Genomic DNA, 24,204 nt, shown 5'->3' with positions numbered 1-24,204 from the left:
CGGGACGTTCTACCAACCGCCGGTGGCCCGGGCGGCTTGACAATCCCATAGAAGCACCCCCCCCGGCCTTCGAGGTGGTCGGTCCGCTGTGTGCCCGGTCGCCGCCCGCTCTGCCCCCGTCGGTCCGTCGACGCCTGCCCCGAAACGGCGTCGCCGCGTCGTCGCAACCCCACCTGCACAGCTCCCGGCGCGGCTCCGGGACCTTCGTCTTGCCGACACGGACGATCGACCCTGGGATCCGGTGCCGCGAGCTGGTGACGTTGCAGAGGTCGGCCGGATGGCCGCGCCGGGGACGACTCCCGCCGTGCGGCGGGCAGCGGTTCAGGCGACGCAGAAGGGGTTCTACGTGACGAAGCAGTCGGACGGCGAAGCCGGGCGCGGCACCGAGAGCGGGACCGACCCGGGGTTGGACGGCCCGGTCACCGAAGCCCTCCTGCGGACCCGGCGGTTCCTGCGCCCCCGCGAAATCTCGGCGGACCTGCGCACGGCCCACCGCGCCGGCGGCCGCGACGCCGACACCTTCTACCGGGACCGGTGGAGCCACGACAAGGTGGTGCGCTCCACACACGGGGTCAACTGCACCGGCTCCTGCTCCTGGAAGGTCTACGTCAAAGACGGGATCATCACCTGGGAGGGCCAGCAGACCGACTACCCCTCCGTGGGCCCGGACCGGCCCGAGTACGAGCCGCGCGGCTGCCCCCGGGGAGCGGCGTTCTCCTGGTACACCTACTCGCCGACCCGGGTGCGCTACCCCTACGTGCGCGGGCTGCTGCTCCAGATGTACCGCGAGGCCAAACAGCGCACCGGCGACCCGGTCCTGGCCTGGGCCGACATCGTCTCCGATCCCGAGCGGTCCCACCGCTACAAGGCCGCCCGCGGCAAAGGCGGACTGGTGCGCGCCACCTGGGAGGAGGCGGTGGAGATGGCCGCCGCCGCCCACGTGCACACCGTCAAGGAGTTCGGCCCCGACCGGCTCGCCGGCTTCTCGCCCATCCCGGCGATGTCGATGGTCTCCCAGGCGGCCGGCTCCCGCTTCTACTCGCTCATCGGCGGGGCGATGCTCTCGTTCTACGACTGGTACGCCGACCTGCCCGTCGCCTCGCCGCAGGTCTTCGGCGACCAGACCGACGTGCCCGAATCTGGCGACTGGTGGGACGCGGGATACCTGATCATGTGGGGATCCAACGTTCCGGTCACCCGCACCCCGGATGCGCACTGGATGGCCGAGGCGCGCTACCGGGGACAGAAGGTGGTGGTCGTCTCCCCGGATTTCGCCGATAGCACCAAGTTCGCCGACGAGTGGCTGCCAGCCCAGCCCGGCACCGACGGGGCCCTGGCCATGGCAATGGGCCACGTGGTGCTCAAGGAGTTCTTCGTCGACCGAAACACGCCCTACTTCGACGACTACGTCAAGCGCTACACCGACCTGCCGTTCCTGGTGCGCCTCGATCGCGAGGGCGACTCCTACCGGCCGGGCAAGTTCCTCACCGCCGCCGACCTCGACGGCGCCGGCGGAACCGGTGAGGGCGCTGGCGAGAACACGCAGAGCAGCGAGCACGCTGCGTTCAAGACCGTGCTGATCGACCAGCGTACCGGCGATCCCGTCGTGCCCAACGGCTCGCTGGGCTTCCGCTACGGCGACGAGGGCGCCGGCAAGTGGAACCTCGCTCTCGGCGACACCACGCCGCTGCTCAGCCTCTACCGCGAGGGCGGTGAGACGGCGCCCCTGACCCTGCCCCGTTTCGACGGCCCCAGCGGCGGCGCAGAGACGACACACCGCGGCGTGCCCGTGCGCGAGGTCGGCGGGCACCTCGTCACCACGGTCTACGACCTGCTGCTGGCCCAGTACGGCGTCGGCCGCGACGGGCTACCGGGCACCTGGCCCAGCGGCTACGACGACCCCAGCCAGCCCTGCACCCCGGCCTGGCAGGAGGCCCTGACCGGAGTCGCGGCCGACAAGGCCGAGCGCATCGGCCGCGAGTTCGCCGCCAACGCCGAGGAGTCCCGCGGCCGCTCGATGATCATCATGGGTGCGGGAACCAACCACTGGTTCCACTCCGACACGATCTACCGGGCCTTCCTCACCCTGACGACGCTGACCGGCTGCCAGGGTGTCAACGGCGGCGGCTGGGCGCACTACGTCGGCCAGGAGAAGGTGCGCCCCGTCACCGGCTACACCCAACTCGCCGCGGCACTGGACTGGTCGCGCCCACCGCGCCAGATGGTGCAGACCGCGTACTGGTACCTGCACACCGATCAGTTCCGCTACGACGCCTTCGGCGCCGACACCCTCGCCGCGGCCGACAGCCGGGGCGCGCTCTCGGGCAAGTCCACCGCCGACGTGATCGCCCAGTCCGCACGCCTGGGGTGGATGCCCTCCTACCCGACCTTCGACCGCAACCCGCTGCAGCTCGCCGACGACGCCGAGAAAGCCGGCCTCCCGGTTTCGAAGTACGTCCCGCAGGAGCTCAAGGCGGGCCGGCTGCGGTTCGCCTGCGAGGACCCCGACGCCCCGAAGAACTTCCCGCGGGTGCTGACCGTGTGGCGCGCCAACCTGTTCGGCTGCTCGGCCAAGGGCAACGAGTACTTCCTCAAGCACCTGCTGGGCACGGACGCCTCCGTGCGGGCCGAGGAGACTGCGCCCGAGGCGCGCTCGGCCGACGTCGTCTGGCGCGACGAGGCCCCGGTCGGCAAGCTCGACCTGCTGCTGTCACTGGACTTCCGGATGACCAGCACCACCGTCTTCTCCGACATCGTGCTGCCGGCGGCTACCTGGTACGAGAAGCACGATCTCAACACCACCGACATGCACCCCTTCGTGCACCCGTTCAACCCGGCCATCGCGCCGCCGTGGCAGACGCGCACCGACTTCGCCGCCTTCGCCGCCCTCGGGCGCGCCTTCAGCCGGCTGGCGGCGGACCATCTAGGGGTGCGCACGGACGTCGTCGCGGCGCCGCTAGCCCACGACACGCCCGACGAGCTGGCCACCCCGCACGGGCGGGTGCGCGACTGGAAGACCGGCGAATGCGAGCCGGTCCCCGGATCGACCATGCCCAAGCTCGTGGAGGTCGAGCGGGACTACCCCGCTGTCGCCGCCAAAATGGGGGCGCTCGGCCCGCTGCTGGAGCGGGCGGGAGCGACCACCAAGGGCGTGACCTTCGACGTCACCCGGGAGGTGGACTACCTCGCCCGCAAGAACGGGACCGTGCGCGGCGGTCCGGCCGACGGGCGCCCGGCCCTGTCTCGCGACGTCCACATGTGCGAAGCGATCCTGGCGCTGTCGGGAACCACCAACGGGCACCTGGCCACCCAAGGGTTCCGCGCCCTGGAAGAGCGCACCGGAACCCCGATGGCCGACCTCGCCGCCGAGCACGAAGGCAAGCAGATCACCTTCGCCGACGTCCAGGCCGCACCGGTCCCCGTCATCACCTCACCCGAGTGGTCCGGCAGCGAGAGCGGAGGACGCCGCTACTCCCCGTTCACCGTCAACGTCGAGCGCGATAAGCCCTGGCACACCCTGACCGGACGCCAACACCTGTTCCTCGACCACGACTGGATGGCTGAAATGGGAGAGTGCCTGCCCGTTTACCGGCCGCCGCTGGACATGACCGCCCTGTTCGACGAGCCCCCACTCGGCCACACCGGCGAGCTCGGCGTCACCGTGCGGTATCTGACCCCGCACAACAAGTGGTCGATCCACTCCGAGTACCAGGACAACTTGCTGATGCTGAGCCTGTCCCGCGGCGGGCCGACGATCTGGATGAGCGTGGCCGACGCCGCCAAGGTCGGGGTGTCCGACAACGAGTGGATCGAGGCGGTCAACCGCAACGGCGTGGTGGTGGCCCGCGCGATCGTCTCGCACCGGATGCCCGAGGGGACCGTGTACATGTACCACGCCCAGGACCGACTGATCGACGTCCCCAGATCGGAGACCTCGGGCAAGCGCGGCGGGATCCACAACTCCGCCACGCGCCTGCTCATCAAGCCGAGCCACCTCATCGGCGGCTACGCCCAGCTCTCCTTCGCCTTCAACTACCTCGGCCCCACCGGCAACCAGCGCGACGAGGTGACCGTGATCCGCCGGCGCTCCCAGGAGGTGCAGTACTGATGCGCGTCATGGCCCAAATGGCGATGGTGATGAACCTCGACAAGTGCATCGGCTGCCACACGTGCTCGGTCACGTGCAAGCAGACGTGGACCAACCGCAGCGGCATGGAGTACGTCTGGTTCAACAACGTCGAGACCCGCCCCGGGCAGGGCTACCCCCGCACCTATGAGGACCAGGAACGCTGGCAGGGCGGCTGGAAGCTGGACAAGCGGGGCCGGCTCAAGCTCAAGTCGGGGAGCCGGCTGAAGAACCTCATGACCATCTTCTCCAGCCCCAAGATGCCCTCCATCCAGGACTACTACGAGCCCTGGACCTACGACTACGAGACCCTGACCAACGCCCCCTTGCAGGAGCACACCCCGGTCGCCCGGCCGAAGTCGCTGATCACAGGCAAGGAGATGAGCATCTCCTGGAGCGCCAACTGGGACGACGATCTGGCGGGCAGTACCGAGCTCGCACCGGCGGATCCGGTGCTGCAGAAGGTCTCGGACAAGGTCAAGCTCGAATTCGAGCAGACCTTCATGTTCTACCTCCCCCGGATCTGCGAGCACTGCCTCAACCCTTCGTGCGCCGCGTCCTGCCCCTCGGGGGCCATCTACAAGCGCAGTGAGGACGGCATCGTCCTGGTCGACCAGGACACCTGCCGCGGCTGGCGCAAATGCGTCACCGGCTGCCCCTACAAGAAGATCTACTTCAACCACCGCACCGGAAAAGCCGAGAAGTGCACCTTCTGCTTCCCCCGGATCGAGGTGGGGCTGCCCACCGTGTGCGCCGAGACCTGCGTGGGGCGACTGCGCTACATCGGCCTGGTGCTCTACGACGCCGACGCGGTCCTCGAGGCGGCCTCCGTCGAGGACGAACACGAGCTGCTCGACGCCCAGCGCAGCGTCCTGCTGGATCCGAACGACCCCGAGGTGATCCGCGAGGCCGAGCACGCCGGCATTCCCCACGACTGGGTCGAGGCCGCCCAGCGCTCGCCCATCTGGTCGCTGATCAACCGCTACGAGGTGGCGCTGCCGCTGCATCCGGAGTACCGCACCATGCCCATGGTCTGGTACATCCCGCCGCTGTCGCCGGTCGTCGACGTCGTCTCCGACACCGGAGAGGACGGCGAGAACAGCGACAACCTCTTCGCGGCCATCGAGCACCTGCGCATCCCGGTGGAGTACCTCGCCGAGCTGTTCACCGCGGGAGACACGGCCCCGGTCACCGCCGTGCTCAAGCGCCTGGCCGCGATGCGCTCCTACATGCGCGACATCAACCTCGGCCGCGAGCCCGACGAGTCCATCCCCGCCGCCGTCGGCATGGAGGGCGAGCAGATCTACGACATGTACCGGCTGCTCGCGCTGGCCAAGTACGAGGAACGCTACGTCATCCCGCCCGTCCACGCCGAGGAGGCGCACAGCCTGGAGGAGCTCGCCACCGAATGCAGCCTCGACTACGAGGGCGGTCCTGGAATGGGGGGCTGGGGCCCCTTCGGCGAGGGCTCCGGAGGAACGACACCGATCGCCGTGGAGAACTTCCAGGCGCTCAAGCAGCGCCAGACCACCAACACCCTCGCCGACCCCGAGGACAAGGAGAAACGCGTCAACCTGCTCAACTGGGACGGCAAGGGGCGCCCCGAAGGACTGTTCCCGCCCGAGCCCGGCAATGCGCGCGGCGCCCTGGAGCGCATGGACGGCACCGACCCCGGCGGCGAGACGGCCCCCAAGCCATGAGCCGCATCCTGCGTGCCCTGCGCCGCCAGCCGATCTCCCAGCGCCAGCGTGCGCTGACCCATCGGATCGCCGCTCTGGTACTAGACTACCCCGATGAGGGGCTCGTCGCCGATCTCCCGAAGCTGCGTACCGCGGCGGCGGAGCTGCCCGCACCCGTGCGCGGGCACCTCGGCGGGACGCTGGAGCACCTGGAGCGGACACCGCGGCCGAGCCTGGCCGAGGAGTACGTGGAAACGTTCGACCTGCGCCGCCGCTCCTGCCTGTACCTGACCTATTACGCCTACGGCGACACCCGCAAGCGCGGTACCGCCCTGCTCGGATTCACCCACGCCTACCGCGCCTCGGGCTTCGACCTCGACGCTGAGGAACTTCCCGACCACCTGTGCGTCGTGCTGGAGTTCGCCGCCACCGTCGACCCCGATGCGGGCGGGCGCCTGCTCGTCCAGCACCGGGCGGGACTGGAGCTGCTGCACCTGGCCCTCATCGACGACGGATCGCCGTATGCGGGCGCGCTGTCGGCCGTGAGCGCCACCCTGCCGCCGCTGACCGAGCGCCTGCGCGACGCCGTGGCCCGCCTGGCCGCCGAAGGGCCGCCGGGCGAGGAGGTCGGCCTCGAACCGTTCGGACCGCCGCACGACATGGAAGCGCGCTCATGACCACCACGCTCGACCTCGTCCTGTGGGTCGTCGTCCCCTACGCCTGCCTGGCGGTCTTCATCGTCGGCCACTACTGGCGCTACCGCTACGACAAGTTCGGCTGGACCACCCTCTCCTCCCAGCTGTATGAGAGCCGCCTGCTGCGCTGGGGCAGTCCGCTGTTCCACTTCGGCATCCTGGCGGTGTTCCTCGGCCACGTCATGGGATTGGGCATCCCCAAGAGCTGGACCGCGGCGGTCGGCGTCTCCGAAACGCTGTACCACGTTATGGCCGTGGGCATCGGGGCGGTGGCCGGCTTCTGCACCGTCGTGGGCATGGCCATCCTCATCTACCGGCGCCGCACCGTCGGCCCGGTCTTCAGCGCCACCACGCGCATGGACAAGTTGATGTACCTAGTCCTGGCGGTGGTGATCCTGCTGGGGCTGGCCAACACCGTGGTCGGCAACATCATTGACCACTACGACTATCGCGACGGGGTCTCGGTGTGGTTTCGCGGGATCTTCCTCTTCGACCTGCACCCCGAGCTGATGGCCCAAGCCCCGTTCACATTCCAGGCCCACGGGCTGACGGCGATGCTGCTGTTCGCGCTGTGGCCCTTCACCCGGCTCGTGCACGTGTTCAGCGTGCCCATCGGCTACCTGTGGCGCCCCTACATCGTCTACCGCAGCCGCGATCAGCGACTCGGCGGCCAGGCTCCGCGCCGCGGCTGGGACCGCGTGGGCGCACGGTACCGCCGATGAACACCTTGCGCGGCCACGCTCACCGGCCGGTGGCCGCGGGCTCCCGGCGAGCCCGGCCCCTCTTCTGGCCGCGCCCGGCGACGAACGACCCGGAGGTAGACGACGATGAGTACCGAAGCGGGGCGGTCCGCTTCCCCAGGAGGCTCGGCCGGGGCGAACCTCGCGCTGGCCACAGCCGCGTTCACCCTGCTGTTCTGGGCCTGGAACCTGGTCGGACCGCTGGCACCGGCCTATAGCCAGCGGCTGGATCTGACACCGACCCAGACATCGGTGCTGATCGCCTTCCCCGTACTGGTCGGCTCGCTGGGGCGCATACCCGTGGGCGCCCTCACCGACCGCTACGGCGGGCGGCTGATGATGGCCGCGATCTGCTTCATCACCATCCTGCCCGTCCTGCTGCTCGGATTCCTCGGGGATTCGTTCACGGCGCTGCTGGGACTAGGCTTCATCCTGGGGGTGGCGGGGACCTCGTTCGCCGTGGGCATCCCCTTCGTGGGGGCGTGGCACCGACCCGAGCGGCGCGGCTTCGCCACCGGCGTCTTCGGCGCCGGCATGGGCGGCACCGCACTGTCGGCGTTTTTCACTCCCTACCTCGCCGAGATGCTCGGAATCGCGGCGACCCACGTCTGCATGGCCGCGGCCCTGGCCGCGATGGGGATCGTCATGCTCCTCTTCAGCAGCAACCCGCCACAGTGGCGGCCCAGCGCTGCTCCGGTGCTACCGCGGATGAAAGAGGCGCTCGGCATCAAGGCCACCTGGCAGAACATGCTGCTGTACGCGATCGCCTTCGGCGGATTCGTGGCGTTCTCCACATATCTGCCGACCCTGCTGAACACCGCTTACGATTTCGCCCAGACCGAAGCCGGGCTGCGAACGGCGGGATTCTCGCTCACGGCCGTCCTCGCCCGCCCCCTGGGCGGGGTGCTGTCGGACCGGATCGGTCCCGTTCGGGTTTGCCAGATCTCTTTCGTCGGCACCGCCGTCATGGCCGTCGCCCTGGCCTTCCAGCCTCCCGTGGAGATTCCCGCCGGGACCGTCTTCGTGCTGATGGCACTGGCTCTGGGACTAGGTACCGGCGGTGTCTTCGCGCTCGTCGCCCGGCTCGTGGAGCCCGCGCGCGTCGGCACGGTCACGGGCATGGTGGGAGCCGCCGGCGGGCTCGGCGGCTACTTCCCGCCCATGGTGATGGGGGCCGTGCTGGAATTGACCGGTGCCTACACCATCGGGTTCATCCTGCTGGCCTGCGCGGCGCTGGCCGTGGCGCTGTACACCACCCGCGCATTCCGCGGCGTGCAGGGCCGGGTGTCCAGCGTCTGAGGAACCGCGACTCGTACACCGATCCAGGTCGAGGCCTGGAACCGGGTAGTGAAGCACTGGAGCGACGACGGCGCTCGGCCGACCGGAGGCGAGGTCGCCGCAGACTTCGGCCGAGAGCACCAGTGAGGGAGATCGGTCAAGGAAGCGAACGTCGGAGCGGTCAAGCTCGTCTACGTGTATCGGCCAAGGCGAACCGTGCCTGCGCGGTCGGCGCCGTCATGGCCATGGGGTGATCACCATAGGCGAAGACTGGGGCACGACGTGATCGCGAACGGCCGCGCGGCGGCTCCCGCGGCTCGGTCCGGGAATGCGCGACCGCGCCCGCGAGGTCCTAGCCCGTACGGGTAAGGACATGAACATCAGGCGCGTGCACGGCGTATGAAGGCCGGTGGACGGGAGAGCGGGACCAAGCGGCCGAGGGAGCAGAGCGTCGCCCACGACAGAGGGGGTGCCGATGATGCCGGACTCTCCACGCCCGGACCCGGGGGCCGCTGGCCCGGGCCCCGCGACGGAGGTCTCGGATCCCAGCGAACCGGAGGACCGGTCGGCAGCGATGCCGACCCTCGTCCTATTCAGCTTGTGCCTGCTGGGCCTTGTTGCCGGCGGCGCTGTGTGGCCCTTCGCCCCGCCGATTGCGCGCGCCCTGTGGTTGGCCGCCACCGCGACCGCGCTGGTGCCGGCCGTGTGGTGGCTGGTCGAGGGGATACGGGCACGGAGCGGAGCCACCGACGTCATCGCCGCACTGGCGCTCGTCGGTACCGTCGCCGTGCAGGAGTACCTGGCCGGCGCGGTCATCGCGGTGATGCTCACCGGTGGCCGGATGCTGGAGCGCCACGCTGAGGGCCGGGCGCGGCGCGACCTGGGTGCGCTGCTGTCGCGCGCGCCCCGAACCGCCCACCGGCGGGAGAGTGGAGGGCTCGCCACAGTCGACGTGGCCGAGGTGCGCCCGGGCGATCTGCTGCTGGTCCGCTCGGGCGAGGTGGTGCCGGTCGACGGCCGGGTCCAGGGGCTGGACGCGCACCGGGACTTGCCCGGCGCCGCAGGGGAGGAACCGCAGCGGGGGACGGAGGGCGCGAGCGGCGCGGTCGCCCTCCTTGACGAATCCGCCGTGACCGGCGAGCCGCTGCCGGTCGAGCGTCCCGCTGGGGACAGTGCCGCCAGCGGCACTGTCAACGCCGGGGACCCTTTCACCCTCCGGGCCGACGCCGACGCGGAGACGAGTACCTACGCCGGCATCGTCCGCCTGGCGCGCGAGGCACGCGCGCGCAGCGCTCCCTTCGTTCGCATGGCCGACCGCTACGCTGTGCTCCTGCTGCCCGTCACCCTGATCCTGGCCGGCGCCGCATGGCTGCTATCGGCGGATCCGACCCGGGCGGTTGCGGTACTGGTGGTGGCGACCCCCTGCCCGCTGATCCTCGCCGCCCCCATCGCTTTCACCGGCGGGCTCTCCCGGGCGGCGCGCCGCGGGGTGATCGTCAAAGGCGGGGGTGCACTCGAACGCCTCGCCCGTGCCCGGGTCCTGCTCTTCGACAAGACGGGAACGGTGACAGCCGGTCGGCCTCGGCTCAGCGGGGTGGAGATCGGGCCGGAGGCCCCGTCGACCGAGGAGGAGGTGCTCCGCCTCGCGGCGTCGCTCGACCAGGCATCGGCACATGTGCTGGCGTCGGCCATCGTCGCCTCCGCGACGGATGCGGGCGTAGCGCTGGAGTTGCCCGACGGCGTGTCGGAGGTCCCGGGCCAAGGCGTGCGGGGGCGAGTGCACGGCCGCGAAGTCGCGGTCGGCAAGCTCCCGTGGGTGATGGCCGGCCGGCCGCCGCCGAGCTGGGTCCACGACGTCCGCGGCGACGCCGCCACGGCCGGGGTGACGAGCGTATTCGTGGCGGTCGACGGAGACATCGCCGGGGCGCTGCTGCTGGACGACCCGCTGCGCCGCGACGCCCCGCGGACCCTCCGGCTGCTGCACCGGGCCGGAGTCGACCGGGCCGTGATGCTGACCGGAGACCGCGCCGACGTCGCCGGGCCGATCGGCGACCTCGTCGGGGCCGACGAGGTCCGCGCCGAGCAGACGCCCGAGGACAAGGTCGCCTTTGTGCGCCGTGAGAGCGAACGGGCGGCCACCGTCATGGTGGGCGACGGTGTCAACGACGCGCCGGCCTTGGCCGGCGCCGGCGTCGGGGTCGCGCTGGGCGCGCGCGGCGCCGCTGCGTCGTCCCAGGCCGCCGACGTCGTCATCACGGTGGACCGGCTGGAGCGTCTGGCCGAAGCCATGACGATCGCCCGCAGGTCACGCAGCATCGCCCGGCAGAGCGCCCTGGCCGGTATGGGGATGTCGCTGGTGGCCATGCTGGTCGCCGCCGCCGGATGGTTGCCGCCCGCGGCCGGGGCCCTATTGCAGGAGGGCATCGACGTCGCCGTGATCGCCAACGCGCTGCGCTCCTTGGGCGGGCCCGCGGATGGAGGAACAGTGCCGCGCTTGACCGGTGACAGCGCCGAACTCGTCCGCCGCCTCGACGAGGAGCACCGCCGGTTGCGGCCGCGTGTGCGCCGGCTGCCGCACCTGGCCGGTGCGGTCGCCGGATCAGAGGGGGTCCCGCCCGTCGCCGCCGCACTCGACGAGATCGACGCGTTCGTTCGCGACCTGGCCGAGCACGAGCGCGACGACGAGCGGCTGCTCTACCCTGAGGTGGCCAAAGTCCTCGGTGGCCGGGATCCGACCGGAACGATGAGCCGGGCGCATGCCGACATCTCGGCCCGGCTGCGCCGGATCCGTGAGCTGACCGCACGGCTGCGCGCGAAAGCGGTGACTGCGCCGGCTCGGCAGGCGACGGCGCGGCGGGAGCTGGAAAGGGAGTTGGTGGAGCTGCACGCGCTCCTTGAGCTGCACTTCGCGCAGGAAGAGGAGGGCTACCATTCCCTTGCCGAGGAGGACGCCCCGCGGCGGGAACGTTGGTGGCGCCGGAGGAGCGCGCGCGGGGGAGCAGTGGGGGAGCGGTAGCCGGGGACCGGATTCGGAGAGCGGGCCAGCGGCAAGGGGAGGTACAGCAGAACTTGTCGCGGAGTTGGCGGGGTCGACTGCGGTCGTCGATGGGATCCTCCGCACCGACGGGCTGGCGGCCGGATGGCCGGCGGTCCCGGGCAAGGAGTCCTTACCGGGTGGGTAGGACGCGTGTTGTGCCCGGGGCGACGGCGGCAGAGCGGCCACGGCACTCGATGGCAAGCGGCGGCAGCCCTGAAGGGGGTACGGTCACCTGCACCTCGGTGGCGCTGATGGCGAGGCGGACGCCGTGGTGCCCGGCGTAGCGCAGCTGGAAGGAGACTTGCGGCAGTTCGGGCGGCAGGGCGGGGCTCAGATGTAGGACCCCGTCCTGGGTGGACAGGCCGGTGTAGCAGCGGATGAGCACGTCGACGGTGCCGGCCATCGCCCCGAGGTGAATGCCTTCGGCGGTGGTACCGCCTTGGGAGTCGTCGATGTCGGAGCGCAGCGCCTCATGCAGGAAGTGCCAGGACGCCGCGCGGTCGGTGCGGGAAAGCACCCAGGAGTGTACGACCGCGCTGAGGGTGGAGCCGTGGGAGGTGCGGGCCAGGTAGTAGTCGACGGTGCGGGGGATGAGCTCGGGATCGTCGGCGCGGTCGCCGTAGCCCAGCCCGCGCAGGATGCCCCGCAGTTCGTCGGCCGAGAGAAGGAAGAACAGCATGAGCACGTCGGCCTGCTTGGAGGCGCGGTAGCGATTGCAGCTGTCGCCCTCGGCCTCAAGGATGCGGTCGAGGCGGCGGATGTCGCCGTAGCGGGCCCGGTAGGCGGCCCAGTCGAGCTCGGCCAGCTCCTGGTAACCGGCGAACTGGGTGATGACGCCGTCGTGGAACGGCACCCGCATTCGGGTGGCGATGCGGCCGAAACGCCGCGTTTCGGTCGACGCCAGCCCGATCCGCTCCCTCAGCTGAAGCCGGGCCGTCGCGGGCAGCTCCTCCAGAACCTCCAGCGCCCGCTGCAGCACCCACACGGTCATGACGTTGGTGTAGGCGTTGTCGTCCAGTCCCGGTTCCTGGCGATCCGGGTAGCCGTCGTGGTATTCGTCGGGCCCCATCACCCCGCGGAGGACATAACGGCCCAGGCGGTGATCGTAGGCGGCCAGGTCGGCGAGCGCGCGGGCGATCTCCAGCAGCAGCTCCGCGCCGAAGTCCTCCAGGAAGGCGGCATCGCCGGTGACCCGGTAGTGCTGCCAGACGTTGTAGGCGATCGCGATGCCGACGTGGCGCTGCAGGTGCGACCGGTCGCTGAGCCAGCGTCCCGAGCGCGGGTTGAGATGCAGCCGCTGTGTCTCCTCCCGGCCGTCGCTGCCGCTCTGCCAGGGGAACAGGGCCCCGCGTAGGCCTTGAGCCGAAGCGGCGGCGCGCGCCTCGGGGAGTCGGCGCCACCGGTAGCGCAGCAGCGCCTGCGCGGTTTCGGGCAGGTGCAGGTTCAGCAGTGGGAATACGAACAGCTCGTCCCAGAAGACGTGGCCCCGGTAGGCCTCGCCGTGCAGGCCCCGGGCCGGCACGCCGACGTCCAGGTCGGCGGTGTGCGGCGAGAGGGTCTGCAGCAGGTGGAACAGGTGCAGGCGCAGGATCCGGCGGTCGTCGGTGTCGCCGACATCGATCGCGAAATCCCGCCACAGGTGGCGCCAGGCCAGCGTATGGGCCTCCAGCAGGTCGGCGAATCCGTCGGCCCGGGCGAGTGAGGCGCGCGCGGCGGTGAGGGCGTCGCTGATGGCGTGGTCGCGGGAGGTGTGCAGCGCGACGGTTTTCTCCACGGTCACCGGGCGTTCGCGGACGGCCTCGATCTCCAGGTTGCAGCTGATGCGGTCGGGCCGGGAGTCGGTAGCCGCCGTGTACGGGGCCGGGCCGCCGGTGACGCGTGTGCGTGCCGCGAACGCGATGCCGATCCCCGAGGCGCTGGTCTGCGAGCGAAGCCACATCTCCGCCGGCGTGGCGCCTCCGGTGCCCCGCGGCACGAGGTGGCGGCCGTTCAGCTCCCGGTAGCGCTGTACTCCGGCGTTGGTCACGGTTGCGTCCAGCGCAGACCGCACTTCCAGTGTGCCGCCCCAGTCCAGCGGGGTGAGCTCGGTCTCCAACGCCGCCAGGTGCGGCTCTGCCATGGAGACGAGGCGGCGCTGGCGGACGCGGGTGGTGCGGCCGGCGCTGTCGCGGTAGTCGAAAGTGCGCGTGAGCACACCCCCGCACATGTCCAGTTCGAGGCGCTGCCCCTCCGCCTCGGCACCGTCCTCGCCCAGCCATGGGCCGCCGTCGATGCGGAAGGTCAGCGGCAGCCAGTCGGGCGCGTTGACCATGTCCTCGTTCTCCACCTCTTGGCCCGCGATCCGGGAGGTGGTGCGGTTGTAGCAGCCGGCGATGTAGGTGCCGGGGTAGTGCACGCCGTCGGCGCGGGCCTCCGGGGCGGCGCCGCGGGTGGCGAAGTAGCCGTTGCCGAGCGTGCACAGCGCCTCGCGCAGGCCCTCCTGGCCAGGATCGAAGCCGTCGTAGGTCAGTGTCCAGGCGCTCATGCGCGCTCCTCGGCCACCGACAACTCGGCAAGGTCGGAGACCACGACGTGGGCGCCGCGGGTGTAGAGCTGCGCGGCCTGCCCGGCCCGGTCGACTCCGACCACCAGGCCGAAGCCGCCCCGCGCCCCGGCTTCCACCCCGGCCAGGGAGTCCTCGACGACGGCGGTGCGGGCGGGAGGCGTACCCAACCGTCGGGCGGCCTCCAGGAACAAGGCGGGGTCGGGTTTGCCGGACAGGCCCAACCGTTCGGCGTCGCGCCCGTCGACGCGAACGTCGAAGAGATGGCCGGCGCCGGCCGCTTTGACGATCACAGCGCAGTTGCGGCTCGCCGAGACGACCGCTGTCCGCGTACCCGCCTGGCGCAGGGATTCGAGCAGCGCGATCGTGGACGGGTAGGCGGTAACTCCGTAGGTGCGGACGTAGTCAAGGAAGTAGCGCTCCTTGCGGTCGCCGAGCGCGGCGACGGTCAGGGCCTGGGGGTCGGCGTCGGGTCCGTCTTCGGGCAGGGTGATGCCGCGCGAGGCGAGGAAGGTGCGCACGCCGTCCAGCCGGGAGCGGCCGTCGACGTAGGCCAGGTAATCGTCGCGCAACGCGAAGGGGATGTATCGTCCGTCCTCGGCGCTCGGGTGGGTGCGCAGGAAGTCGTCGAAGGTGCGCTTCCAGGCGGCCGCGTGGACGGAGGCGGTGTCGGTGACGACGCCGTCCATGTCGAAGGCCGCCGCTGTGATCTCCCCCGGCGCGATCACCGCGTCACTCGTGTGCTCCACGTCGCCTCCTCTCCCCGGGCCGCCTGGCGGGCGGCGCTGTCGCCGTGCCGACCGCCGATCCAATGGCCGCCGCACGTCCTCCCTCCAATTCCACCGAAACTTCGGGCGTCCGACCAGGGACATCGGACGCCTTGCAGGGCGTCCGAAGCCCGTGTCTGCACGGCCTCGCGGCCCGTCGAGTCCTCTGTCGTGGCCGAGGCCGCCCGCTTCGCCGCGTTCCGGCCATACGTGGCCGGGCCGTCGAACCCATCAGAGGGTGCGCCACATGATGTAGGGCGGCAGGACGTCGTCGATCTGCCAAGTGATGCGGTTGTCGACCGACACCACGCCCTCCAGGCCCGCGGTCATCCGGGCCAAGCACTCGGCGGTGCTGCGGTGCAGGACAGAACCAGTGAGCGTGACCACGCCGTCCTGGACCGAAGCGGCTGCCGCGGTTCCGTTGACCGCGCTCGTCGCGACGCCGATCTCGTGCTCGGCTGCTTCGGTGATGTCGCCGTCCGTGCGCAGGAATACCCGAAGCAGGTCCCGGCGGGCGGCGATGCCCAGGAGCCGACCGTCGCCGTCGACGACTGGTAGCCGCTTGACACCGTGCTTCTCCATGAGCCGCGCGGCTTCGACCACCGACGCGGTCGGCGCCACCGTGACCGCCGGGCGGGTCATCAGCTCGGCGGCGGTCGTGCCCGCCGCCTTTTCGTCGGCGGGTTCGGTCAGCAGGCCGCCTCCCGCGAGCCGCGCACGCACACGGGCTCGGGCCGGCGGCCGGTAGGCGCGCGACGTGTCGTCGTTCGCGAACTCCTCCTTGTGCAGGAGGTCCTCCTCGCTGAGGACGCCCACCACGCGGCGGTCCGCGTCGAGCACCGGCAAGGCGCTGACCCGCGTCTCCATCAGTGTATGGACGGCATCCCGGTAACCTGCGGCCTGATCGATCGTGGCGACGCCGGTCGTCATGACGTCGCCGACTGTACTGTCCATCTCGTCCCCCCGTTTCCGCCACGATGCCCTTCGGGCTTCCGTGGCTTATCGCTTCACGTCTCCACGATCCGCCGGTACCGGGTCCTGCGGACAGGGGCGGCCCGCCCGCAGACACGCGGCCTAGGTACTTGCGAGCAAGGGACCTCGGTCCCACCGGCCGCCGACCGACGGCACGACCGTCACGAAGCGATCAGTATGACCAACGCGGAAATCCGCATCGAGGTGATCGAGACCTCGTCTCGGGGCGATCGCAGCCACCTGGCCACCGACGGCGAGGCCGCCTGACGGCGCGTCCCCGGTTCGCTTCGGCTCAGCGCAAGGCCGGATGGCGGCGGACGGCGGCCAGGTCAGCCCACCGGCGGCCGAGCCCGGCGGTGTCGCCGGCATTGATCAGGGCGAGGCCGACCATAGTCAGCGCCATGATGAGGTGGTCGTCTATGAACGGGTTGTTCTCCGGGGGCAGGACGGCGCTCCACATCAGCACCAGCATCAGCGCGCCTGCGGCCGCGCCGATGCGCATACCGATGCCCAGCAGGAAGGCCAGGCCGATGCCCAGCAGGCCGAGCATGAAGAGCCAGTCGGCCCAGGCGGCGCCGGCGAAGGACCGGTAGATCCCGGCGAGCGGTCCCGCGGTGGCTTCGGCCAGGAACCCTTGGGTCGGGCTTCCACCCTCGGCCCAGGACTCTTCGATGGGAGTGGCGAACCCCAGCCCGAGTAGCTTGTCGAGGAAGGCCCACAGGAAGGTCCAGCCGATCGCGAGCCGGGCGGTGGCGAAGACCGCGCGGACCGCCCGGGAGCCGGCGATGTCGCGGTCGGCATCGGCCCCTGCGGGTGTCCGGTGGATGTTGTATGAGGCCATGTCCATGTCCTTTCGGGGGCCTGCGATGGTGGGTCCATAGAACGCCGGATCCCCCTGGGGCCGGCAGGGGCGAGGGCACCGTCGCGTCGGGACCGAGGTCCCCTCAGCGCCGAGGCATGGGCCCCTCGCCCGCCCCGCGGGGCCGGGGCGGCGCCGTGACGGACACCGGACCGCCCGGCTTGTGCGCAGCGCGTCCGCCGACGCGGCGGCCGGTGATCTGCTCGGCCTCGATGCGGACCCAGGCTTCGCGGTCGCCGCCCGCCCACGGGCGCAGGGAGTGGTGCTCGCGCAGGGCGCCCAGTTCGGCCGCGTCCTTTACGAGGCGGGCATGCCCCGCTACGAGCACGCTCCAGCCTTCGCTCATGGTGTCGTCGAGCCGGTCGACCTGGAAGCTCATCGGCCCGGAGGCGTGCCGGGCGATGATCCCGTCTGCGGCGGTACGGAAGACCACCGCGTCGTCGCTGAGGCCGTAGTTGACCGGCAGAACGGTCGGAGCGGCGCCGGCGGCCTCGGTGAACGCCACGCGGCCGATGCCGCCCGGTTCGATCAGCTCCCGGCACTCGCCGGCGGAGAGCGCGCGGATCTGCGGTTCGGGCGCGGCGGTGGAGGAGGCGCCGGGCGGGGTGTCGGTGTCGGCGCCCAGCAGGTGGGCAGGGGACGTGCGCAGCGCTTGCGACAGTCGGTACAGCGAGTCCCGGCTCAAGCGTGCCGGGTGCTCCTCCAGGTATCGCACGTAGCCGGGGTCCATGCCGGCGTGCTCGGCCACCTCGTCTCGCGTCAACCCCAATTCCGACCGGCGTTGGGTGATCCGGCGTGACATGTCGCCGCCGTCCGTCTTGTGCTTTTCATTCATCGCCTACCTCTGCCTTCACCGTTCTTACGGCTCAATGTGCCCTCAACTGCATCGTCGCGCCGGTGGCGGAGGACATGCCATGGGGCGTCGCTCCCCTCGGAGGGGGCCGTAGGTCCCCCGATGTGCCGGGGAGTTCGGGACGTAGGCCCCACGGTTGCGGGAATCATGGCGCTAACGCAGTGGGGGTGCCGCGCTCGAGACTGGTTCTCGGTGGTGGCCGCCGCCCGCGGCCGGGGCAGCACCGCCGAGAAGCAGGGCCGCAGCGCCACGGCGCTTGAGAGGACCACACGATGAACAGCACGGAACACACGCACGCCGCCGGCAGCGTCGACTCGGACGAGGAGCAGCGCTACGCGAACCGCATCGTCGTCGGCGTCGACGGCTCGCCGTCCAGTCGAGCGGCGCTGGACTGGGCGGCCAGGGCAGCCGCCGACCGCGGCATGGGTCTGCTCCTGATACACGCGCTCAGCATGTCGGTGCTTGCCGCACCGTTCGGCCAGACCATCCGAGTGGCGCCCTCAGCGGAAGTCACCGCTTGGGCCGAGCGCCTGCTGCACGAGGCCGCCGGCCGCGTCGCGGAAACCCGGCCCGGCCTGGACGTAGGGACCCGCATCTCTTCGTTGGAACCGGTCCCGGCTTTGCTCGCGGGCGCGCGCACGGCCCCCATGGTGGTCGTCGGCTCTCGCGGCCTGGGCAGCTTCGCTTCGGTGCTGCTGGGGTCGGTGAGTATCCGGACCAGCGCCCATGCCCCCTGCCCCGTCGCGGTGGTACCCGAGCCCGCGGATGCGGAGGACGGCAAGGCGGCCAGCGGGTACGAGGGCGGCAGGACCGTGGTCGTGGGGCTGGACGGCTCCACGGGCGCGGACGCGGCGCTGCGCTTCGCCTTCGACCACGCCTTCCGCATCGGGGCTCGGCTGGTCGCCGTGCACGCCTGGACGATTCCCACGCCCATGGACGCCACGGCTTTTACGGCCTCGGCCTACGTCGCCGACCGCGAGCACGCCGCCTCCCGCGCCGACAAGCACGTCCGCACAATGGTGGAGGAGGCGCGCAGCGCCGACACCGCCGACGTGCCGGTCCGTATCGCCGTGGTCGAGGACCACCCCGCACACGCACTGCTCACCGAGGGCGCCGGCGCCGACCTCATTGTGGTCGGCTCGCGCGGGCACGGCGGATTCGCCGGGTTGCTGCTCGGCTCCGTGAGTCAGGCGGTGCTGCACCATGCCCCGGCGCCGGTGGCAGTGGTCCGCCCGCAGCTTGAGGGGGGCGCTCACCACTGAATCGCGCGTGTCGGCAGCGGCCGCCCTCAGGGGAGGTCCTCCTCGTCGACCGGGGCACGCCAGCACAACCGGGTGCCGCCGCCGGGGCGGCGGGTGGCTTCGAATGTGCCGCCGCATCGGGCGGCGCGGTCGGCGAGATTGGTCAATCCGCTGCGTCTGCCCCCTTCGGGCAGGCCCGTGCCGTCGTCCTCGACCTCCACCATCACAGCGTCGTCGACCAGCACGCGGATCTGCGTTCGGGAGGCGTCGGCGTGGCGGGCGATGTTGGACAGTGCCTCGCCCAGAACCGCGAGCACGTGCTCGCCGACGTCGTCGGGCACGCGGCTGTCGATGGGACCTTCCAGGCGCAGGTTGGCCGAGAACCCCAGCGGTTCGGTTGCGGCGTTGACCACGTCCAGGATCTGGTTGCGCAGCCAGGGGCGGTCGTCGCTTGCGTGCTGCAGCGCGAAGATGGTCGAGCGGGTTTGGCGGATGGTGTCGTCCAGGTCGTTGACGGCCTGCTGTACGCGCTGGGCGGGCTCGGGGGCCTCGATTCGGCGCACGCAGCCCATCAGCGACATGGCGATGGCGAACATCCGCTGGATGATGACATCGTGCAGGTCTTTGGCGATGCGGTCGCGGTCCTCCAGGATGCCCAGCCGCTCGGCGTCGCTGCGCGCCTCGGCCAGTTCCAGGGCAACCGCCGCGTGGCCGACGAAGGTATGCAGCAGGCGCACAGCCGTCGGTGGGAACGGTGCCGCGCCTGCGCTGCGGCCCAGTACGAGCACGCCGCGTGCGTTTTCGCCCGTGCCCAGCGGCACCAGCAGCGCCGGCCCCAGACCCAGCCCTTCCAGGAGGGGCGCGGGCTCGCTCTGCGGACGGCTGATGTCGGTGCTAACGGGCTCCTCGCTGCGGAAGGCCCGCCCCGTCAGAGTGCCCTCGATCACCGCGGTCCGCCCGTGGATGGAGGACGCGTCGGGCCCATCGGCCACGCGGACGCTCAGCTGCTCGTTTGCTTGCCCGGGCGCCGCGATGGCCACCAGGTCGGCGTCGGACATGCTGCGTGCTCTACGTGCGATCAGGTGCAGCACCTCGTCGGGGTCGGCACCGGTCAGTAGACGCGTGGTGATCTCATCGGAGGCGGCCAGCCACGTCTCGCGGCGCCGCGTCTCTTCGTAGAGCCGGGCGTTCTCGATGGCCACGCCCGCGGCCGTCGCCAGCGCCACCACGATGGCCTCGTCGTCCTCGTCGAAGTCGGCGCCCCCGGTCTTCTCGGTGAGGTAGAGGTTGCCGAAGACCGCGTCGCGCACGCGGACTGGAACACCCAGGAACCCGCGCATCGGCGGATGGCCCGCGGGAAACCCGCGGGACTCGGGGTGGTCGGCCAGGTCGCGCAGGCGCAGCGGTTGCGGTTCCTTGATCAGCAGCCCGAGAATGCCCCGCCCCTGGGGCCAGTGCTCGATGGCGGCAATCTGCTCCTCGCTGAGGCCGACGGGGATGAACCGCTCCAGTTCCCCGTCGTTGCCGATGACCCCTAGCGCGCCGTAACGGGCCTCGACCAGGTCCATGGCGGCCTCGACGATGCGGCGGAGCAGCGTCTCCAGATCCAGGCCGGTGCCGATCATGACGACCGCGTTGAGTAGCGAGTGCACCCGGTCGCGGGTCAGCATGACGGCGCTAAGGCGGTTCTGTAGTTCGGAGAGCAGTTGGTCGAGCTGCATCTGCGGAATGAGCATCCGCATGTGTTCCGTTTCGGGATCCTCGTCGGACACGCTTCACCTCCGAGAGGCCGGTGCGCGCCGCGAGACAGGATCGCGGCCGTACCCCTGGTGCGATTCTAGGGCGGGGGTGTCCACCCTGGGAAACGGCCTTCCGTCCCTGATTAGGAAAAACGGAGATCATTTGGTGACAATGCGTCGCCTGCACGGCGCGGACTTCATCGCGTCGAAGGTGAAGTACTCCCGCGGTTGCCGGGGAGGCGGGGCCGCGGAATCATCGCGGCGTCGGGGAATCGGCGGGTCGGGCGCCCTGCGTTGTCGGTCGCCCGAGCCGCAGGATCATCTGCGGGTGTGCACCCTCGCAGAACCGTCCTGCGATGAAGGACCGCAGGATGGGCTCCTCCAGCGGCTGGGTGTGGAATGCGGCCGACACCCCCTCTGCCGTGGCCGCCAGCAGGACCCGCTCCAGAGCCTGACCCGCGGCCAGCCAGGCGTTGCGGGTGTCCTCGGCCGTGGTCAGCAGCGCGACGGTGCCTGTGACCGCTCCCGGCGCGTCGAGCAAGCCCCGGATGCGCTTCTGCCCGTAGTCACGGCCGGAGAAGAGGGTGCCATCGGGGTCGGCGGGGAAGTCTTCGGCGTGCACCCCCTCGGGCGATGGGCTGCCGGAGGGCCGTACCCAGCGGGCGAGTTCGTCGGATCGGGTGCGTTCGTGGCGGTGCAGGTGCTCGGCGGCCGATACCAGCCCCGCCAGGGAGCGGATGAGCGGTTCAGCGGTCAGCGGAAGCAGGGCGGCGCCCTCGGCAGCAGCGGCGGCGATCAGGTCGCGCACCAGTGCGACGTCGTCAACATCGGTGGCGAAGAGGCCGCGGTGGGTATGGCGCCGCGCGATGGCCGCGGCGTGCGCGCGCGTATCGTCGTCGGGTTCGGCGGCACGGCCCGCCGCGACCTCGGCGAGTCGGCCGGGGCGGTCCGGGTCGGGCAGGATCGCGACCTCGGGCACCATGCCCTCGGCGCGCAGGGCGGCTCGGATGTTGTAGAGCGCCGCGCCGCAGCTGAGGACCAGTTCCCGGGATTGCGGGTCGGCGACGTCCAACCGGTTGTCGGGGTCGGCGATGAGGGAGACGCGGTCCCGCTCGTCGCTGAGGATCCAGGGACGGCTGTTGCACACCGACGGGGCACGCTCCCCGGCTCGCAGCGCGCCCTGCAGGGCCTCGCGGCCGGTGGTGGAAAGGTCGGGTGAGTCCATCGTTCATCAACTCCGTCTGTGGTAGTGCGCGGTTGCGGACCGCGCACCTGCGGGAGTGAGCGGTCGGCCCGACGCGGGTTCGCGCCCGGTATGGGCGGTTGCCGTATTCGGTGTGGTCTGTCACCTCCAGCACACCCCACCGCCGCCGGGGTCGGCAGGGTCCAACGCTGGTCAGAAGGGTGCCGGAGGTCCCGTCCGAAACGGCTGCCGGCTCCTCCGCCTGTGATACAGGGGCATCGGCCCGCGCCCGGAGCGCATCAGCCCCGCCTCAGGGCTGGTCGAAGACGACACGGCTGACTCCCGGAACCGTCCGCGCGATATTCGCGGCCGTACGGCGCTGCTTCGACGTCGCTCCCGTACGGGCCAGATGCGCCACTCCCTCGTGCACCTCTGCGCTCCATGGCTCCATGTAGGGGGCACCGGCTTCCAGCGCGGCGCGCAGGTCGGCGGCGACGCCGGTGTCGGGGCGCCAGTGGAAACGCAGCAGGTCGCCGCGGCCGACCATGCCCACAACGCGGCCGGCGCGCACCATCGGCACCCACCGCAGTCGGTCGCGCACCATCGATTCGACCAGTCCGGCCACGTCGGCGTTCTCCGCCGTCGTGACCACGTCGCATGTCATCACGTCGGCGACACGCTCCGGCAGCGGCGAGCCGGGTTCGGCCACCGGCGACGCGGAGGCGCGGGGATCGGGTTCGTACCCCTCGCGCAGCAGGTCGATCTCGGTGACGATGCCGAGTAGGACGCCGTCGTCGTCGAGCACCGGGGCGGCCGTCGCATCGCGCTCAACGAACAGCCGGGCGGCCCGGCTCACCGGGGCGTCGGGGGAGAGCACCGCGCGCGGCGCGGTCATCACGTCAGTGACCAGCATGTTGCCTCCTAGGAGATGTCGGTTCCCTCAGCGCTCGGTCGCACCCTTGCCACGCGTCGCCGGCGAGCGGCCCGTTCCCGGCGCTCCGGGGATTAGGTCTTCCGGGGCGGCGGGGTCCTGCTTGGAGGTGTCGGCGACGACCGCCTCGGGCCAGTCGGTGAAGGACGCCTCCATTGGCCGGGCGATCCGGGAGTCGGCATCCGAGACCGAGGACTCGTGCGCACGCCGGTTCAGGCGCCGATCGATCTCGTCGGCGGGTGCGGTGCAGCGCACCTCCGTCAGGTCCGCCCGTGCCTCCTCCGCGAGGTCCCGGGCGCCGTTCCGGTGCCGTGTGTCGGCGAAGGAAGCGTCCAGCACCACCGACTCGCCCATGGCCAGCAGGCGGCGGGCCCGGTCGAGCAGGTCGCGGTAGACGGTGTCGGTGGTCTCAGCGCTGTAGAGGCCTTCACCGTGGGCGGCGGCCGCCGACTGCATCGGGTCGAGCCCGGCGCGTTCCTTGCGGATCCGGTCGCTGCTCAGGCGCACCATGCCCAGGCGGTCGGCCATCTGCCCGGCGAGCGTGGACTTGCCGGTGGCCGGGGTGCCGCCGACAACGACCAACCGGACCGCGTTCCCACGCAGGTGCCGCAGGCAGAGGTCCGCAAGGAGGCGGGCCTCCTCGGCGGCGCCTTGCCCACCTTGCTGGGCGCGCAGGCAGGCCACCTTGGCGCGCACGAACGCGCGGTAGGCGATGTAGTGGTGGTGCAGGGCGGTCGGTGCGGGGTCGCCGGCGAAGTCGGCGTAGCGGTCCAGGAAGGAGTCTGCGGCCTCGGCGGCTCCGAGCCGTTCGAGGTCCATCGCCAGGAAGGCGGCGTCGTCGAGGCCGTCGACGAAGCGGAGGGCGTCGTCGAACTCCAGGCAGTCCAGGATGCGCGGTCCGTCGTCGAGGCAGAAGACGTCGTCGGCGAGCAGGTCGCCGTGGCCGTCGACGACGCGGCCCTGGTCGATGCGGGATGCGAACAGGGCGTGCCGTCCGTCGACGAAGCGCAGAGCCAGGCGCTCGATCTCCTCGGTCCGTCCCTCCAGCACGTCCTGCAGGAGCGCGCGTACCTGGGCGAAGCCGTCGCTCCAGCGTCCGCGCAGAGCGGAAGCGGCTCCCTGAACGGAGATCTCGTCGCCGCGGTCGGCGCCGGCGTGGAAGGCGGCGAGGACGCGGGCGATGCGCCGCAGTTGGGCACCGACATCGGAGCCATCGCGCACCAGGGTGGACAGTCGTCGCGCATCGGGCATGCGGTGCATGGCCACCAGGTGGTCGACAGGGCGCCCCCGGGCGTCGGTGACGTCGAACACACCGTCGTATACGTCGGCCGCGAGCCGGCTGTTGAGTCGGACCTCGCGATGGCAGGCGGCATGGCGCCGTTCGCGGGTGCTGTAGTCGAGGAACCCGAAGTCCTCGGGCTTCTTCATCTTGTAGGCGCGGTTTCCGACGAGGAAGACCACGCCCGCGTGGGTCTCGTGCACGGCGGCATAGGGCATGAATGTTTGGGCGGTCGGTGGCATGGGTTCTGTCCTTGTTCGGTGCGGTCGCCGCTGCTCTTGCC

The 24,204-nt window shown here is 71.1% G+C and carries 16 protein-coding genes; 7 read left to right on the top strand and 9 right to left on the bottom strand.

All coding sequences use genetic code 11. The annotated features are described in order from the left end of the window. Positions 1 to 406 precede the first annotated feature (406 nt). The 6 genes from ACYVD5_RS10135 (at position 407) to ACYVD5_RS10110 (ending at position 11,534) form a co-directional block, all read left to right on the top strand. On the top strand, positions 407 to 4,108 hold the full coding sequence (locus tag ACYVD5_RS10135; RefSeq protein ID WP_461000706.1) for a nitrate reductase subunit alpha: 3,702 nt from the start codon (positions 407 to 409) through the stop codon (positions 4,106 to 4,108). Further along, on the top strand, positions 4,108 to 5,826 hold the full coding sequence (narH, locus tag ACYVD5_RS10130; RefSeq protein ID WP_461000689.1) for a nitrate reductase subunit beta: 1,719 nt from the start codon (positions 4,108 to 4,110) through the stop codon (positions 5,824 to 5,826). The genes ACYVD5_RS10135 and narH overlap by 1 nt, the downstream gene beginning before the upstream one ends. Beyond that, a complete protein-coding gene (narJ, locus tag ACYVD5_RS10125) occupies positions 5,823 to 6,482 on the top strand; it encodes a nitrate reductase molybdenum cofactor assembly chaperone (RefSeq protein WP_461000688.1) in 660 nt (219 codons plus the stop codon). The genes narH and narJ overlap by 4 nt, the downstream gene beginning before the upstream one ends. Continuing rightward, positions 6,479 to 7,222: a respiratory nitrate reductase subunit gamma gene (gene narI / locus ACYVD5_RS10120; RefSeq protein ID WP_461000687.1), complete on the top strand. Its 744-nt coding sequence runs from the start codon at positions 6,479 to 6,481 to the stop codon at positions 7,220 to 7,222. The genes narJ and narI overlap by 4 nt, the downstream gene beginning before the upstream one ends. 105 nt (positions 7,223 to 7,327) lie before the next feature. Beyond that, positions 7,328 to 8,539, top strand: coding sequence for a nitrate/nitrite transporter (locus ACYVD5_RS10115; protein WP_461000686.1), 1,212 nt, complete (start codon positions 7,328 to 7,330; stop codon positions 8,537 to 8,539). Positions 8,540 to 9,092: 553 nt separating this feature from the next. Continuing rightward, positions 9,093 to 11,534 (top strand): heavy metal translocating P-type ATPase, encoded by a 2,442-nt coding sequence (locus ACYVD5_RS10110; protein ID WP_461000685.1) that lies wholly within the window; start codon positions 9,093 to 9,095, stop codon positions 11,532 to 11,534. Between the two features lie 151 nt (positions 11,535 to 11,685). Here ACYVD5_RS10110 and ACYVD5_RS10105 read toward each other — a convergent pair whose 3' ends face one another. The 5 genes from ACYVD5_RS10105 to ACYVD5_RS10085 all read right to left on the bottom strand — a co-directional run bounded on the left by ACYVD5_RS10105 (position 11,686) and on the right by ACYVD5_RS10085 (position 17,530). After that, entirely contained in the window at positions 11,686 to 14,079 is a 2,394-nt protein-coding gene (locus ACYVD5_RS10105; RefSeq protein ID WP_461000684.1) for a glycoside hydrolase family 65 protein, read from the bottom strand. After that, positions 14,076 to 14,786, bottom strand: coding sequence for an HAD family hydrolase (locus tag ACYVD5_RS10100; RefSeq protein WP_461000705.1), 711 nt, complete (start codon positions 14,784 to 14,786; stop codon positions 14,076 to 14,078). The genes ACYVD5_RS10105 and ACYVD5_RS10100 overlap by 4 nt, the downstream gene beginning before the upstream one ends. Before the next feature lie 309 nt (positions 14,787 to 15,095). Continuing rightward, a complete protein-coding gene (locus ACYVD5_RS10095) occupies positions 15,096 to 15,818 on the bottom strand; it encodes a CBS domain-containing protein (protein WP_461000683.1) in 723 nt (240 codons plus the stop codon). 310 nt (positions 15,819 to 16,128) lie between these two features. Further along, positions 16,129 to 16,677, bottom strand: a complete 549-nt coding sequence (locus tag ACYVD5_RS10090; protein ID WP_461000682.1) for a hypothetical protein — start codon at positions 16,675 to 16,677, stop codon at positions 16,129 to 16,131. A gap of 103 nt (positions 16,678 to 16,780) precedes the next feature. Continuing rightward, entirely contained in the window at positions 16,781 to 17,530 is a 750-nt protein-coding gene (locus ACYVD5_RS10085) for a helix-turn-helix domain-containing protein (RefSeq protein WP_461000681.1), read from the bottom strand. Positions 17,531 to 17,820: 290 nt separating this feature from the next. Here ACYVD5_RS10085 and ACYVD5_RS10080 point away from each other — a divergent pair, with 290 nt between their 5' ends. Continuing rightward, positions 17,821 to 18,810, top strand: coding sequence for a universal stress protein (locus ACYVD5_RS10080; protein WP_461000680.1), 990 nt, complete (start codon positions 17,821 to 17,823; stop codon positions 18,808 to 18,810). 26 nt (positions 18,811 to 18,836) lie between these two features. On the opposite strand, the gene ACYVD5_RS10075 is transcribed toward ACYVD5_RS10080, so the two are convergent. The 4 genes from ACYVD5_RS10075 to ACYVD5_RS10060 all read right to left on the bottom strand — a co-directional run bounded on the left by ACYVD5_RS10075 (position 18,837) and on the right by ACYVD5_RS10060 (position 24,163). Further along, complete coding sequence (locus ACYVD5_RS10075) at positions 18,837 to 20,531, bottom strand: sensor histidine kinase (protein ID WP_461000704.1); 1,695 nt, start codon at positions 20,529 to 20,531, stop codon at positions 18,837 to 18,839. Between the two features lie 250 nt (positions 20,532 to 20,781). After that, positions 20,782 to 21,753 carry an Acg family FMN-binding oxidoreductase gene (locus ACYVD5_RS10070; RefSeq protein ID WP_461000679.1) on the bottom strand — a complete coding sequence of 324 codons (972 nt, stop codon included), beginning with the start codon at positions 21,751 to 21,753 and terminating at the stop codon, positions 20,782 to 20,784. Positions 21,754 to 22,021: 268 nt separating this feature from the next. After that, positions 22,022 to 22,624 carry a CBS domain-containing protein gene (locus ACYVD5_RS10065; protein ID WP_461000678.1) on the bottom strand — a complete coding sequence of 201 codons (603 nt, stop codon included), beginning with the start codon at positions 22,622 to 22,624 and terminating at the stop codon, positions 22,022 to 22,024. 27 nt (positions 22,625 to 22,651) lie between these two features. After that, the gene (locus ACYVD5_RS10060; RefSeq protein WP_461000677.1) at positions 22,652 to 24,163 is read right to left on the bottom strand and encodes a bifunctional aminoglycoside phosphotransferase/ATP-binding protein; all 1,512 of its coding nucleotides are present in this window, start codon (positions 24,161 to 24,163) and stop codon (positions 22,652 to 22,654) included. Positions 24,164 to 24,204 lie beyond the last annotated feature (41 nt).

It is taken from the genome of Streptomonospora sediminis (assembly GCF_054778995.1).
The sequence above is the reverse complement of the archived record's forward strand: the minus strand, read 5'-3'. Positions and strand labels throughout refer to the sequence as shown.

Bases quoted from the DNA above. Each gene is read 5' to 3' on its own strand.
- ACYVD5_RS10095 (WP_461000683.1), bottom strand. From the start codon at position 15,818: ATGGACAGTACAGTCGGCGACGTCATGACGACCGGCGTCGCCACGATC.
- ACYVD5_RS10100 (WP_461000705.1), bottom strand. From the start codon at position 14,786: ATGGACGGCGTCGTCACCGACACCGCCTCCGTCCACGCGGCCGCCTGG.
- narH (WP_461000689.1), top strand. From the start codon at position 4,108: ATGCGCGTCATGGCCCAAATGGCGATGGTGATGAACCTCGACAAGTGC.
- narI (WP_461000687.1), top strand. From the start codon at position 6,479: ATGACCACCACGCTCGACCTCGTCCTGTGGGTCGTCGTCCCCTACGCC.
- ACYVD5_RS10115 (WP_461000686.1), top strand. From the start codon at position 7,328: ATGAGTACCGAAGCGGGGCGGTCCGCTTCCCCAGGAGGCTCGGCCGGG.
- ACYVD5_RS10060 (WP_461000677.1), bottom strand. From the start codon at position 24,163: ATGCCACCGACCGCCCAAACATTCATGCCCTATGCCGCCGTGCACGAG.
- ACYVD5_RS10110 (WP_461000685.1), top strand. From the start codon at position 9,093: ATGCCGACCCTCGTCCTATTCAGCTTGTGCCTGCTGGGCCTTGTTGCC.
- ACYVD5_RS10085 (WP_461000681.1), bottom strand. From the start codon at position 17,530: ATGAATGAAAAGCACAAGACGGACGGCGGCGACATGTCACGCCGGATC.
- ACYVD5_RS10070 (WP_461000679.1), bottom strand. From the start codon at position 21,753: ATGGACTCACCCGACCTTTCCACCACCGGCCGCGAGGCCCTGCAGGGC.
- ACYVD5_RS10105 (WP_461000684.1), bottom strand. From the start codon at position 14,079: ATGAGCGCCTGGACACTGACCTACGACGGCTTCGATCCTGGCCAGGAG.
- ACYVD5_RS10065 (WP_461000678.1), bottom strand. From the start codon at position 22,624: ATGCTGGTCACTGACGTGATGACCGCGCCGCGCGCGGTGCTCTCCCCC.
- narJ (WP_461000688.1), top strand. From the start codon at position 5,823: ATGAGCCGCATCCTGCGTGCCCTGCGCCGCCAGCCGATCTCCCAGCGC.
- ACYVD5_RS10090 (WP_461000682.1), bottom strand. From the start codon at position 16,677: ATGGCCTCATACAACATCCACCGGACACCCGCAGGGGCCGATGCCGAC.
- ACYVD5_RS10075 (WP_461000704.1), bottom strand. From the start codon at position 20,531: ATGCGGATGCTCATTCCGCAGATGCAGCTCGACCAACTGCTCTCCGAA.
- ACYVD5_RS10080 (WP_461000680.1), top strand. From the start codon at position 17,821: ATGAACAGCACGGAACACACGCACGCCGCCGGCAGCGTCGACTCGGAC.